General features: G+C 65.8%; 11 protein-coding genes. 3 read left to right on the top strand and 8 right to left on the bottom strand.

Annotated elements, in window-relative coordinates:
* Positions 1–59 precede the first annotated feature (59 nt).
* Positions 60–797, bottom strand: coding sequence for a helical backbone metal receptor (locus ABZ004_RS01890; RefSeq protein WP_355677871.1), 738 nt, complete (start codon positions 795–797; stop codon positions 60–62).
* A 315-nt stretch (positions 798–1112) separates the two neighbouring features.
* Between ABZ004_RS01890 and ABZ004_RS01885 the strand changes: the two genes are divergently transcribed.
* On the top strand, positions 1113–1721 hold the full coding sequence (locus ABZ004_RS01885; protein WP_355677870.1) for a histone H1-like repetitive region-containing protein: 609 nt from the start codon (positions 1113–1115) through the stop codon (positions 1719–1721).
* Positions 1722–1788: 67 nt separating this feature from the next.
* Here the strand turns inward: ABZ004_RS01885 and ABZ004_RS01880 are convergent, their stop codons facing one another.
* Positions 1789–1977: a hypothetical protein gene (locus tag ABZ004_RS01880; protein ID WP_355677869.1), complete on the bottom strand. Its 189-nt coding sequence runs from the start codon at positions 1975–1977 to the stop codon at positions 1789–1791.
* A gap of 54 nt (positions 1978–2031) precedes the next feature.
* On the opposite strand from ABZ004_RS01880, the gene map reads away from it, so the two are divergent.
* Together map and ABZ004_RS01870 are read left to right on the top strand one after the other, a co-directional pair.
* Positions 2032–2880 (top strand): type I methionyl aminopeptidase, encoded by an 849-nt coding sequence (gene map / locus ABZ004_RS01875; RefSeq protein ID WP_355677868.1) that lies wholly within the window; start codon positions 2032–2034, stop codon positions 2878–2880.
* Complete coding sequence (locus ABZ004_RS01870) at positions 2877–3281, top strand: GNAT family N-acetyltransferase (RefSeq protein ID WP_355677867.1); 405 nt, start codon at positions 2877–2879, stop codon at positions 3279–3281. Before map ends, ABZ004_RS01870 begins: the two co-directional genes overlap by 4 nt.
* Here ABZ004_RS01870 and ABZ004_RS01865 read toward each other — a convergent pair.
* The 6 genes from ABZ004_RS01865 to ABZ004_RS01840 all read right to left on the bottom strand — a co-directional run bounded on the left by ABZ004_RS01865 (position 3251) and on the right by ABZ004_RS01840 (position 12869).
* The gene (locus tag ABZ004_RS01865) at positions 3251–3715 is read right to left on the bottom strand and encodes a GNAT family N-acetyltransferase (protein ID WP_355677866.1); all 465 of its coding nucleotides are present in this window, start codon (positions 3713–3715) and stop codon (positions 3251–3253) included. The genes ABZ004_RS01870 and ABZ004_RS01865 overlap by 31 nt on opposite strands.
* Complete coding sequence (locus ABZ004_RS01860) at positions 3716–4486, bottom strand: nucleotidyltransferase domain-containing protein (RefSeq protein ID WP_355677865.1); 771 nt, start codon at positions 4484–4486, stop codon at positions 3716–3718.
* Entirely contained in the window at positions 4483–5958 is a 1476-nt protein-coding gene (locus ABZ004_RS01855) for a peptidase S10 (protein WP_355677864.1), read from the bottom strand. Before ABZ004_RS01855 ends, ABZ004_RS01860 begins: the two co-directional genes overlap by 4 nt.
* A 68-nt stretch (positions 5959–6026) precedes the next feature.
* Positions 6027–7166: a ThuA domain-containing protein gene (locus ABZ004_RS01850; protein WP_355677863.1), complete on the bottom strand. Its 1140-nt coding sequence runs from the start codon at positions 7164–7166 to the stop codon at positions 6027–6029.
* 12 nt (positions 7167–7178) lie between these two features.
* On the bottom strand, positions 7179–10001 hold the full coding sequence (locus ABZ004_RS01845; RefSeq protein ID WP_355677862.1) for a carbohydrate-binding protein: 2823 nt from the start codon (positions 9999–10001) through the stop codon (positions 7179–7181).
* 12 nt (positions 10002–10013) lie between these two features.
* A complete protein-coding gene (locus tag ABZ004_RS01840) occupies positions 10014–12869 on the bottom strand; it encodes a hypothetical protein (protein WP_355677861.1) in 2856 nt (951 codons plus the stop codon).
* Between the last annotated feature and the right edge of the window lie 318 nt (positions 12870–13187).

Here is a 13187-nt window from a genome sequence, read left to right as displayed (position 1 = left end):
ACCGTCTACCTGACAGCGCAGTCTTCGTGGCGCAGATCACTGACCCTGTTCGGTCAGCGTCAGCCGAGCTGTTCGGTCAGCACGGCCCGCGCCTCGACCAGGGATGGGCCGTACCAGGTCAGGTGCCGGCCTGAAACGCATTTCGCCGGCCGGGTAAACGCCTCCGATCCGTCATTCACCGAGAACGCATAGGGTTCGTCCGGCAAAACGACCACGTCGTACTCCGGCAGTCGCGCGGGATCGAACTTCGGATAGCGCTCCGGTGATTCCGCGAGCACGTTGTCGATGCCGAGGCGCGCCAGTACATCGCCCGCAAACGTGTCCCGACCCAATGCCATCCACGGTCGCCGCCAGATCGGAACGATCGCGCGCCGCCGCGGACCGGCGTACGGCGTACTCCAGATCGCGTGTGCGTCGTCGAGCCATTGCGGGACCTCACCGGTGATTGCCGACAACATGCGGCGCAGTGATCCCAGTGATTCGTCGAGCGTGGCCGGTGCGGTCACCCAGACCGCGATTCCGGCCGCACGCAATGCGTCGAGATCGGCCGCCCGATTCTCTTCGGCATTCGCGATCACGACGTCCGGTGCGAGCTCGCGAATGAGTGCGACATCGGGGTTCTTCGTACCGCGGACACGCGTCACGTCGAGGTCTTCCGGATGCGTGCACCAGTCCGTCGCACCGACCAGCAACTCGCGTCGCGTCGCTGCGATCGCTTCCGTCAACGACGGCACGATGCTCACCACACGACGCACTTCCGAAGGCATCGCGATCACACTTCCGACGTCGTCCTGCATGCGCTGCGTTGCTCCCTTCAGGTGCTCGTACGACGGACGTTGCCGAGGACAACATGCACACGAAGTGCACCGATTCGCACCGTCGACGGCAACTTTACGCGCGTGTCGCCAACAAATCTTTCCCGGCATCCGGCATGCTCGACCATCAGTGAAAACCCTTCTGCACAAGGATTTTTACTCATTTCGCCCGGATTGCCCATCGGGACCTCTTAACGTGCATGCGTTTCAGGTGCTTTACGTAGCCACCAAGTGTTGTCATCATCATGACGACGAGGAATCCACCGTGGTTTTCCTCAGCGCACCAAGGAGGCAGAAGTGCCAGCCAAGAAGGCAGCCGCAGGGAAGGCGACAGCCAAAAAGGCTTCTCCCGCCAAGAAGACCGTCGCCCGGAAGACCAGCGCCGCGAAGACGACCACCGCACGCAAGGTCACCGCAGCGAAGAAGACGACAACGGCGAAGAAGGTGACGGCGGCGAAGAAGGCACCGGCCAAGAAGGTCGCCGCGAAGAAGGTGACGGCCAAGAAGACCGTGGCCAAGAAGGCGCCGGCGAAGAAGACCGTCGCCAAGAAGACCGTCGCGAAAAAGGCGCCGGCCAAGAAGGTGACGGCGAAGAAGACGGTCGCGAAGAAGGCACCCGCGAAGAAGGTGACCGCGAAGAAGACCGTCGCCAAGAAGACCGTGGCCAAGAAGGCGCCCGCGAAGAAGACCGTCGCGAAGAAGGCACCGGCCAAGAAGGTCGCCGCGAAGAAGGCACCGGCCCGCAAGGTCGCCGCGAAGAAGGCGCCGGCCACGAAGACCGCTGCGAAGAAGGCACCCGCTCGCCGGGTGGCCGCGAAGAAGGCGCCGGCCCGCAAGACCGTCGCCAAGCGCGCGACGACGGCCCGTAAGGCTCCTGCTCGCAAGGCAGCCGCGAAGAAGGCCTGACCATAGATCTGAGGGGCGCCACCGGCTCGGTGGCGCCCCTCAGTCATGCAACGACATCATCGGTCGTTCAGTCGTCGTTCCACTTCGGGTCGTTGTCCCAGGCCTCGTTGCGTTCCTGGGCGATCTCGAGCGCCCGCGCCGCCTCTTCCGGCGACGAATAAGGACCGAGTCGTTTCGACGCCTTGGCGCCCTCGTAAGGCTCCACCTTGCCGGTGTCGACGTTGTAGTACCACTCGTTGCTGTGATCGTCGGACATAACGGATGACCACCTCCCGCTCGCTTTGCCGCAACTCTCTAGAATGATCTCACCATGTCGCTTCTCACTCCTGGCATCATCTCGCCTCGCCGTCCGGTACCCGCTTCCATTCCCCGGCCCGAGTACGTCGACAAGCCCGCGCCCACGCCGTACGAAGGTTCGTACGTGACGTCGCCGGAGCTGATCGAGAAGATGCGCGTCGCGAGCAAACTCGCCGCGCAGGCGTTGCAGGCGGTCGGTGCCGCCGCGAAGCCCGGAGTCAGCACCGACGAACTCGACGCGATCGGCCACGAGTATCTGGTCGAGCGCGGTGCGTATCCGTCGACGCTCGGCTACCGCAACTACCCGAAGTCGTTGTGCACCTCGGTGAACGAGGTCATCTGCCACGGCATCCCGGACGACCGCCCGCTCGAGGACGGCGACATCGTCAACGTCGACATCACCGCGTTCCTGGACGGCGTCCACGGTGACACCAACGCGACGTTCCTGGTCGGCGACGTCGACGAGGAGAGCCGGCTGCTGGTCGAACGCACCCAGGAAGCGCTGAACCGGGGCATCAAGGCGGTCCGGCCCGGTCGCCAGGTGAGCATCATCGGCCGCGTGATCGAGTCGTACGCGAAGCGCTTCGGGTACGGCGTGGTCCGCGACTTCACCGGGCACGGCATCGCGACCTCGTTCCACTCCGGGTTGATCATCCCGCACTACGACGACGAGCGGTTCGACGACGTGATGGAGCCGGGGATGACGTTCACGATCGAGCCGATGCTGACCCTGGGCAGCTACGACTACGACCTGTGGGACGACGGCTGGACCGCGACCACCAAGGACAAGTCCCGGACCGCGCAGTTCGAGCACACGCTGGTCGTCACCGACACCGGCGCCGAAGTCCTCACCCTGCCGTGACGTTCGCCCGGTACGAGCGCGCGCACCTGCTCGGCATCGTGGCGCTCTGCGAAGCCGAAGGCTGGCCGAGCTTCCCCGCCGACCACGAGCGAGCGCACGCCGTACTGACTGCTCCCGGTGTCACGTCAGTAGTTGCCCTCGGCGACGACGGCGAGGTCATCGCCTTCGCGTACCTGATGAGCGACGGCCACATCCAGGCCTACCTCGCAGAACTGGCCGTCAGCGCCACCCACCGCCGCAAGGGCATCGCCCGTGGTCTCCTCGAATACGCGATGCCCCTGACCGGCGCTCAACGCATCGACCTGGTCACCGACACCGCTCAGAACTTCTACGCCTCCCTCCCCCACCACACCTTCTCCGGCTTCCGCATCTACCCCGGCTGGAAAGACAGCGACTCGTAGAGTTCGACTGCGGGAGTGTTGTCGGGCGCGACCTGCAAGGCGAAGTCTGTTGGATGTTGCAGACACGTGGACAGCAAGGTCTTCGCCAGTCCTTGGCGGCGTACGGCGGGAGCGGTGAAGAGCTCGATGATGAACGGGCAGTCGGGGGTGTTGGGCCAGGGCGCGCGGTCTACCACGAGCACGGCGCCGAAGAGGGACTGACCGGCCACAGCAAGGAAGCTCTTGGTAAGCGAGAGCGGCCCGTATTCGCCTTCAAAGGTCACCCGGATGTCTTCGATCGCCGCAACCTCGCTATCGCAGGCGACTCCCGGTGGATACGACTCGTAGTACAGCCGACCCAGCTCGACGGTGTCCGCAACAGAAGGCTGGCGGAGTACGACGCCGGCGGGGGCTGGGCTGATCTTCAGCGGCGAAGGATGGCGAATCAGAAGCATTCAGAGAGCCAGGCTTTCCGTGATCACCTTGCGGCCGTAAGGGACAGCAGCCTTGACGTCAGCATTGGTGAAAGTGATGGGCTTACCGGCCCGGTGTTCCAGGCTGCGGGTGATCAGGTTGGACCACTCAGGGAAAACGGTCAGCGCGTGCTCACCGGCCGCCGTCTTCGACACGATGTTGCCGGTAGCAAGCAAAGCGTGCAGCCGCGGTACGCCGAGCATCACCCACGGCAGCACCCACTCCGGCGCCTCCTGGTCGTCCGGCCTTGCCTCCATGGCTGCCTCCAGCTGATCGAACAGCCCGGCCCAGTACGACTCGAGGTTGCCCCGAGTGAACTCGACCAGCGCCTCGTGGTCGTCATACACAACCAAGCCCCGCGTACTACGAACAGCCAGCGACTGGCGAGCCATCTCCGACCACAGCACCGGACTCACCGGCCCACCGCTCGGCGCGACCCGGAACACGCCGTCCTGCGAGTAGCCCACTGGCTTGTCCGAAGATGGTGGCGACGCCAACTCGGCTGCCGTCAGATAGGTCACGTCGAAGGCCAGCTTCTCCGCCAGTTGAGCGTGCACTTCACGCACCGCTTCGAAGTCCTTCGGCGGCTCGGCAAGCACCACCACACCGTCGATGTCGCTTCGCCCCGGCCGGTAGTCACCGAGCGGGATCGAGCCGGTCAGATAGAGACCCACCACCTGCCCGGGCAACGCCTTGTCGATGAGTTCCAGGTACTGCTTGGTCGTCGACTCGACGTCGCCGGGCACGATCATCGGTTGGAGGCTGCTCGGACGAAGGTGGCGAGATCCTCCGACTGGCGGAGGCGGGATTCCTCGTTGACGTACATCATGTGGCCGGCCGGGTAGTACCGAAATTCGATGTTGTCGTGGAGTTCGGCCGGGATCTGTAGGCGGGCGACGGTGTGCTCGGTGGCGAAGTACGGGGTTGCGCAGTCGTAGTGCCCGGAGGCGATGTGCACCTTCAGATACGGGTTCGCCCGCATCGCCTCGGCCAGCTTGTCGGCGACCGTGACGTGGTTGTTCTCGAACTCCTTGAACGACCAGTCCCGGGACGCCTCGTTGCTGATGATCTCGTACGGCAGGTCGTTCTCGTACTCGAGTTCCACCCGCACGTAGTGGTTCAACGCCGCCGTGTACGGCCCCATGATCGCCCGCATCGACGGGTCGTCGGTGGAGACGTCCAGCGCGTAGTCCACCTCCCACCCGGTGAACCGGCTGTCCAGCCGCCCGACCACCTGTCGCCGCGACCGCAGCAGCTCGGCGAAGAACCGCGTGTGCTCGATCCGCAGGTTCACCCGATCGATGTAGTCCTCCGAGAGCCCGGTCAACCCCGCCAGCCGGGTGACCACCTCAGCGCGATAGTCGGCCGGCACACGGTTGCCCTGGGCAAGCGCATTCGGATACCGCCCGGCCGCGAACCGCTCGGCGTCGGCGAGCACTTCCGGCAGCTCCCGGTCCGGGATCAGCCCGTGGTAGTGCGCGGCCGCGGCGTACGACGGCAGGAAGAGCGTGAACGGCAGGTCGTTCCCCGGTGTGAAGTCGAGGGTCCCGAACTCCAGCACCGCGGAGATCAGGATGACGCCGTTCAGGTACATCCCGTACCGGTCCTGCAGATGCGCGGCCAGCCCGGCGGCGCGCGTCGTACCGTAGGACTCGCCGGCCAGGAACTTCGGTGACATCCAGCGCCCGTTCCGTGACGTCCACAGCCGGATCACCTCGCCGACGGACTCCAGGTCGCGGGTGAACCCGTGGTAGTCCCCCGGCTTCTCCCCCTCGGCCGCGCGCGAGTACCCGGTCGACACCGGGTCGATGAACACCAGATCGCTGTGCCGCAGCAACGTCTCTTCGTTGTCGACCAGCCCGTACGGCGGCGGCGCCAACTCCCCGACGTCCCCCGAAACCACCCGCCGCGGCCCCAGCAACCCCAGATGCAGCCAAATACTCGAAGACCCCGGCCCACCGTTGAACGCGAACGTCACCGGCCGCTGCGAAGCCTCCGCGTCATCCAGCGTGTACGCCGTCAGGAACACCTCGGCCTTCGGCAGATGCCCGTCGAACTTCCCCTCGGTCAGCACCTCCTGCCGCAGCACGACCCGGCCGGTGGTCGCTGTATACCGCAGCGTCTCCCCACCCACGGTCAACGCATGCCGCGTCGTCCTGAGATCGTCCACCGGCACAACCTTCGCCGGCGACTTCTCCTCCGCACCCTGCTCACCACTCGCCATACCCGAAAACCTATCAGCGGACGCGCGCTCGTCACCTGAGTTATGCACAGGTGACGAGCGCACCCGGACTAACTCAGCGAGAAAGTGTCGACGTCGAACAGCGAACCCGATCCGCCACTGAAGGTGAGGAAGAGGGCTCCGCTGCCCGACCCCGTGAGGGTGGTGGAGACGGTTTGGAAGGTTTCCCAGCCGCCCGTGACCGGTACTGCGACCGAACCGAGGATCGGGCCGGTGGCAGAGCCTGAGCGGATCCGGATGGTGCCGCCGGCGCCGGCTGACGAGATGCGGGCGGTGAAGGTGGTCTTGCCGGCCGTACTCACCTGCGAGTAGCCGGCCCAGTCGCCGTTGTCGATGTAGCCGAGCGTCGCACCACCACTCGCTCCGTTGTGCCCGGCAACTTGTACGCCGGACTGCGAAGTGAACGCCTCGCCCTCGATCTGGGTGACCGGTGGCGCCGAGCCGACCCCTGCGGCGTACTGGATGCCGCCCAGCAGGTGCTTCCGGAACGCCGCATCGGAGTACGACTCGATGGTGTGCCCGAACCCGGTGTAGAACGAGCGCCCGGAGCCCTGCGCGTGGTACCAGGCGATCGGGTGATCACCCATGTTGCCGCCGGTGTAGGTCGACTCGTCCAGGTTGATCAGCACGTGCACGTTCGGCCGCGGGTTGGTCGAGTAGTTGTACAACTCGTCCGTGCGCACCCATGTCGCCCCGAGATGTGCAGTCGACGGATGGTTGTGGTCCTCGACTCGGGCCGTCACCTGCTGGATCGCCGGGTGACTGTTGAACCACGCGCCGACCAACTGCCCGTAGTACGGCCATCCGTACTCCGTATCGGCGGCAGCGTGCACGCCGACATACCCGCCTCCCCCGTTGATGTACGCCTCGAAAGCAGCCTGCTGTGTGTCATTGAGAATGTCCCCGGTCGTACTCAGGAACACAACCGCCTTGAACGCCGCCAGTTGCGACCCAGTGAACACATTGCTGTCCTCACTAGCGGTCACAGTGAAGCCATTCGCGGTCCCGAGATCCCGGATCGCCTGGATCCCGGCCGGAATCGAGTCGTGCCGGAAACCGGCCGTCTTGCTGAACACCAGCACCTGGTAAGGCGCGGCAGCAGCAGCCGAAACAGGTTTCCAGCCAACCATTGCGCCAACTGCCAGCAGTCCACCGGCGATCAGCGATTCACGACGAGTGAGAGTGGTCATGGTCTGTCCTCCTCAGGGAGTGACGGTGAAGGTGTCGACGTCGAAAAGGTTTCCGGCGCCACCGGTGAAGGTCAGGAACAACGGCCCACTGGCCGACGCGTTCAAGCTGGTGGAGACCGTCTGGAACGTCTCCCAGCCACCCGTCACCGGTACGGCGACCGACCCGAGCACGGTCCCGGTCGCCGACCCCGCGCGCACGCTGAGCGTGCCGCCCGATCCGGCAGACGAGATCCGAGCGCTGAACCCGTGCATCCCGGCGGTACTGACCCCGGAGTACCCGGCCCAATCACCGTTCTCGATGTAGCCGAGCGTCTGCCCACCACTCGCCCCGGCATGAGCAGCAGCCTGTACGCCGGATTGCGAAGTGAACGCCTCGCCCTCAGTGGTTGTCCCGGTCGATCCGGACGTTGCGAAGGTGAACGCGTCGAGATCGAAGAGGTTCCCGTTGCCGGTGGCCCCCTTGAACACGAGCACCAGGTTCGTCGTACCGGCCGGCTTGTTGGCGAGGTTCGCCGAGACGTTGGTGAAGGTGTCCCAGCTACCGGTCGGCGCGACGTTCACGGTCGCCATCAGCGCACCGGTCGGCGAGCCGGCCCGTACTTCGATCGTCCCGCCCGGTCCGGCCGATGAGACCCGGCCGGTGAAGGACGTCGCGTTGCCGAGTGCGTACGGCTGCAAGGAGATCCAGTCGCCGTTGTCGACGAACCCGACCGTCTTGCCGCCCTCCGCCGTCGCGTGATCGGCGAGCTGGACGCCCGACTGCGCCGCGAAGTGCTCGGCCTGGCGATGCCGCGGCTGCAGCTTGTGAATGCTGTGCGAGGTGAGCCCGCCGTTGTCCGTGTACTCCGCGTCGAAGACGCCGAACACGTTGGCCGACGGGTCATGCTCACCATCCACCGGTACGGCGATGGAGCCGCTGCACCCGGTCTTCGAGGTGATCTGGTGCTGATGGTCGTCGTGCCCGAGCAGATACGTGACCTTCACCCGCGAGCAGTCGATCGTGCCGTCCTCGGGATCGGTCACGGTCACCTGGAACGGAACCGTGTCGCCGAAGGAGAACAGCTGACCGTCGGCCGGCGATTGCAGATTCACCGCCGGTGCTGTGTTGCCCACGCTGATCTGGACGTTCGCCGATCCGGTCAGCCCGGTCGGGTCGGTCACCGTCAGGGTCGCCGTGTAGTTGCCTGCAGTGTTGTAGGTGTACGTCGGGTTGGCCTGCGTCGACGTTCCGCCGTCACCGAAGGTCCAGCGATAGGTCAGCGCGCCGCCTTCGGGATCGGAGCTCCCCGCGGACGAGAACGCGACGGTGAGCGGCCGGCCGCCCGACGTCGGATTACCACTTGCCTTGGCGATAGGGTTGCGGTTCTGCGAACCGACGTACTCGATCCGCCACAGCGCCTGGTTGTTCGAGCCGGTGCCGTAGTCGAGCACGTAGAGCGCACCGTCCGGGCCGAACGCCATGTCCATCACCTGCGTGCCGGTCCACGGGAACGCGCCGATATCGCCGACTCCGCCGGAGCCGGTCACCTCGATCGCCTTGATCCACTTGCGGCCGTACTCCCCGGCGAAGAAGCGACCGTTCAGCGAAGCGGGGAACTTCACCGTTGAAGGGTTGTTGGCGTCGTACCGGTAAACCGGCCCGCCCATCGGCGACTCGGAGCCGCCATTGCCGAACTCAGGCGGAGTACCGGCGTCCCCGCCGTACCGGATCCAGGAAGGTTGCGCGGGTGCTAGTTGCTGCAGGCCCGTATTGCGGAACGAGTTGTTGGTGACGCCGCCCGCGCAGTTGAACTTGGCTCCCGACGGTCCGCTCGGGAACTGGAAGTCGTTGTAGGTCTCGGTGCTGGTGTTCGTGCCGGTGCAGTACGGCCAGCCGTAGTTGCCCGGTGCGGTGACCCGGTCGAACTCGACCTGGCCGTTCGGGCCACGGTTCGGATCGGTGACGCCGGAGTCCGGGCCGTAGTCGCCGAGATAGACGATGCCGGTCGCCTTGTCGACGCTCATCCGGAACGGGTTGCGGAATCCCATCGCGTAGATCTCCGGCCGGGTCTTCGCGGTTCCGGGTGCGAACAAATTGCCGGACGGGATCGTGTAGGTGCCGTCCGGTTGCGGATGGATCCGGAGCAGCTTGCCGCGGAGGTCGTTCGTGTTGCCTGCGGTGCGTTGCGCGTCGAACTGCGGGTTGCGGCTGGTCCGCTCGTCGATCGGGGTGAAGCTGTCCGACTGGAACGGGTTGCTGTCGTCGCCGGTGGTCAGATAGAGGTTGCCCGCGGCATCGAAGTCGAGATCGCCGCCGACGTGGCAGCACTGGCCGCGGTCGTTCGCTACCCGGAGCACGATCTTCTCGCTGGCGAGGTCGAGCGTGTTGTCGGTCTTGAGGATGAATCGGGAGAGGTGGAGTTCACCCTTCCAGGCGTCCCAGTCGGCCTGGGTCCCGTCGGTCGGTGCGTCGCCGTCCGGCGTACTCAGTCGGGGTGAGAAGTACAGGTAGATGAAGCGGTTCGTGGCGAAGTTCGGGTCGACCGCGACGCCTTGGAGTCCTTCCTCGTCGTGCGTGTAGACGTTGAGCTTCCCCGCGAGCGTCGTCGTACCGGCCGCGTCGGTGATCCGGACCGAACCGTCGCGCGCGGTGTGCACGACCGAGCGGTTCGGGAGGACGGCGAGGGACATCGCTTCGCCGAGCTCGTTGCTTCCGCTGGCCAATGAGACCTGCTGGTAGTCGCCGGGTGGGATGGTGGAACCTGCTTGGGCTGCCGGTGCGCTGAGACCCAGCGCAGCGGTCAGGACGGCGGTGATCAGCAAGGAGATCCGCCGTACACGTTTCCTGGTGGTCATGGCGTGACTCCTTCAGTTGTTGATCAGGTCGAATGATTCCCAGGGACCGATCGCCGTTCGATTGGCGATCAGGGCAGCCGCGCCGGCGTTCTCCGCACAGACGAGCTGGTTGTTGACCTGGGCCCGGAAGCTGACCGAGCCGTCACCGTTGCGGATCAGCTGGAAGGTCTCCCACGAACCCACCGCGGTGTTCTTGGCCAGCAGTGGTGCCGCGCCGGCGTTGTCGGCCGCGACGAGGAGGTTGTTGGACTTGGCCCGCAGCGACACGTTGCCGCCACCGAGGTCGGCCATCTCGAACTGTTGCGCCGTACCGATCGAGGTGGCGTCGGCGATCAACGGCGTACCGGTGACCGCGGTGACGTACTTGCCGTTGGCATGCGCTTTGAGACTGACGGTTCCTGTCCCGGTTGCTTTGGGCAGGCCGATGGTTGCCTTGTCGTAGCGCTTCGCGGTCGTTGCCGGCGTACCGGACAAGGCCTGGAAGGGTTGTACGGCCGAGCCGGTCTTCTCCACCAGGTAGGACCGGCCGGCCTGGGCCGGGATCGTGAAGGTCGCGTTGACCTGCGGTGCCACGACCGTCGCCCGGGTCTGCCCGTCGAGCACGGTCACGCTCTGGCCTGGCCACGGGCTTCGGACGGCGAGTTGCTGGTTGGCGCCGGAGGTGATGGCCACCGTGGTCGGCGTACCGGCGGTGATCTGGACGTGCACCTTGGACTTGTGGCCGATGGCAACGGTGCCCTCGCCGGTCCAGTCCGAAGGCCATGCCGGCGCGATTCTCAGGAGACCGTCGTAGTCCTGGGCGAGCGCTTCGGGAACGGTTGCCGCCAGAACGCCGAGCTGCTCGATGTAAGGCTCGGAGGCTTGCTGCGCCGTGAAGCTCGCCATGCCGGAGGGGTAGACCTGGTACTGCCGGATGGCGTTGAGAAGGGTGGTCTTGACTTCAGAACCGAGGCCCAGCCTGGCCGCCTGCAGCGGGTCGTAGGTCCAGTCGGCGTTGTTGATGTAACTCCGCGAGGTGTAGGTACGCCGACCGAGCGCCGTCAGCGCGGAGTTGTCGCCGATCAGGTTGTACGGCCAGACGGCTTCCAGGCCGATGTTCTCACCGTTGTGCCGCTCGGCGGTCGGCTGGGTGGAGAGACCGATCATCGTGTTGCCGTTGGCATCGTTCGCCGGTGTGAGCAGCTGCGTCTGGGTCGCGGTGTCGGTGCGCGGCAGGGTTTGGAGCTTCGGGATCGCCGCGTTGAGTTGGCTGACCAGCGCGGTGTCGCCCTGGTTCTGCGCCGCCTTGACCGCCACCGGGAAGAACGCCTGCATCGCGGCGATGTCGGTCGTCGGGTCGGTGACGTTCCACTGGGTCTCGTGGGCGTTCGACTGGGTGTGCAGCTTGCCGTCCGCGCCGGTGGTCGCGTGCGACAGCAGGAACTGCGCGGCACCCTTGATCAGCGAGTAGTGCGCCGTCAGGAACGCCTGGTCGTCGGTCATCCGGTAGTGCTCCCAGACCCAGAGCCCGATCTCGGCACCCGTCGTCACGGTGAGCGCGTTGTAGCTCGGCGAGCTGGCCTGGTCGCAGGAAGAGTTGCCGGTGCCGCCGTTGTAGGTCCCGTTGCCGTTGAACCTCATCGTCTCCGGAACGCACAGACCTTGGCGGCCTGGCATGTGCGCGGAGGTCCAGGACGCGATCGCGTCGATGTTGTCCTGATAGAGGCGGAACATCGGATCATTGAGACTTGGCAGGCCTGCTGACAGGTTGGCTGCGACTTGCATTCGCAGGTTCCAGAACCAGTAGCCGGATGGGTACCAGTCCCGCTTGTCCTGGGAGAACGTGAATAGGTCGGCGACACCTGCTTGGGATCCGGGCAGTACGCCGCGGCTCTGGGCGGCACTCGCGTACAGGAAGATGGTGCGCAGGTTCTCGACGTAGTCACCAGTCCCGTCGGCCGAGCTGAGCTTGATCAGTCCCGCGGAGGCCCAGTAGTTGTGCCACCACTGCAAATGCGCATCCCGTACTTCGTTCTGTGGGCGGGTCGCTGCGCCGTTCAGCACGTTGTTGGTTGTGGCGATGGAGTCACCACCTGCCCAGGTCGGGGCGGCGACGACGATCCGGAACGAACCATCGGTGTTCGGCTGCAAGGTGACCTGGCCGGTGAGGTTGTTCGGGGTCGACGCGACGACATTGCGACCGCCGGCGGTGAGGCCGGCAAGCGAGCCGAAGGTCCTGCCCGACGCACCGGCGCCGTTGTTGTCGACCCAGGTCTCGGCGAGCGCGGCAACCGCGCCGGATGCCCTGGCTTGGGGCGAACGGCCGGACCAGAGTTTCACCTGGGCGGTCTGGCTGCTGTTCGGGTCGGCGCCGGTGACGTCGACGACGAGTTGCTGGGTGTCGGCCCGGACGAAGGCGGTCAACGTCATACCGCCACCGGATTGCCGGAGCATCCCGTCGTACAGGTCGAGCGTGCCGCTGAAGTCAGCCGCGGACGTGAGCCGGGCCAGCCCCGGGATCACCAGCTGGCCGAGGGACTTCCGGTCGGGGAAGGTGTCGGTGCGATTGAGCTGAGCGGTGAACCCGCCGGCGGCCCAAACAGCCGCGCCGAGCGCACCATTCCCCAACGGAAGCGACTCACCAGGCGCCGCATTCGCCCGCTGAAGAACCACATCCGCCCGACGAACGAGATTCGGAGTATCGACGACGAAGGCGCCGTTCTGCCAAGCGGTGGTCCCCGCCGCAGCAATCGCCGCCGGCCCCGCCGCGGTGGCGGAGGCGGCGGTGCTCGAGGAGGGAGCGGTGGTCGAGGCGGCGGAGGTGGTGGAGGCGGCGAGTGGGCTCGCGGTGGCGGGCGGGTCGGCCATGGCGATGGCGGTCGCCAGCACCGCGAGACTGAGGGCGATTCTGGGCAGAGCTCTTGGGCGGGTTCTGGGCCGGGGGCTGGACCTGCCGTGGGATCTGATTTTGGGCAGGGGCGAGCGCAGGAGGGTGTGCATCGGATCTCACCTGAACGCTAGGGCGGACCCATGGCCTGGGGGCGGAGAGGACCACAGGTAGACATCGGATCTTTCCCGCCCCGAAGCGTCGCGTCAAGACTTCATTGAGCAACCATCCCAACTCTTCGCCAAATTCTTGCGGTCGTGACGTAGAGATTTTGCGCATCTCGCGCCGCTGCACACAGTTGGCGGGCGACGCCGATAATC

The organism is Kribbella sp. NPDC006257 (assembly GCF_040613535.1).
Lineage (GTDB): Bacteria > Actinomycetota > Actinomycetes > Propionibacteriales > Kribbellaceae > Kribbella.
Note: the sequence above shows the minus strand (reverse complement) of the source record. Positions and strands in the feature narration are given on the sequence as shown.

What these genes read in the sequence shown, in the direction of transcription:
- ABZ004_RS01890 (WP_355677871.1), bottom strand. Translation starts at nt 797, where the DNA reads ATGCAGGACGACGTCGGAAGTGTGATCGCGATGCCTTCGGAAGTGCGT.
- ABZ004_RS01880 (WP_355677869.1), bottom strand. Translation starts at nt 1,977, where the DNA reads ATGTCCGACGATCACAGCAACGAGTGGTACTACAACGTCGACACCGGC.
- map (WP_355677868.1), top strand. Translation starts at nt 2,032, where the DNA reads ATGTCGCTTCTCACTCCTGGCATCATCTCGCCTCGCCGTCCGGTACCC.
- ABZ004_RS01865 (WP_355677866.1), bottom strand. Translation starts at nt 3,715, where the DNA reads ATGCTTCTGATTCGCCATCCTTCGCCGCTGAAGATCAGCCCAGCCCCC.
- ABZ004_RS01860 (WP_355677865.1), bottom strand. Translation starts at nt 4,486, where the DNA reads ATGATCGTGCCCGGCGACGTCGAGTCGACGACCAAGCAGTACCTGGAA.
- ABZ004_RS01855 (WP_355677864.1), bottom strand. Translation starts at nt 5,958, where the DNA reads ATGGCGAGTGGTGAGCAGGGTGCGGAGGAGAAGTCGCCGGCGAAGGTT.
- ABZ004_RS01850 (WP_355677863.1), bottom strand. Translation starts at nt 7,166, where the DNA reads ATGACCACTCTCACTCGTCGTGAATCGCTGATCGCCGGTGGACTGCTG.
- ABZ004_RS01845 (WP_355677862.1), bottom strand. Translation starts at nt 10,001, where the DNA reads ATGACCACCAGGAAACGTGTACGGCGGATCTCCTTGCTGATCACCGCC.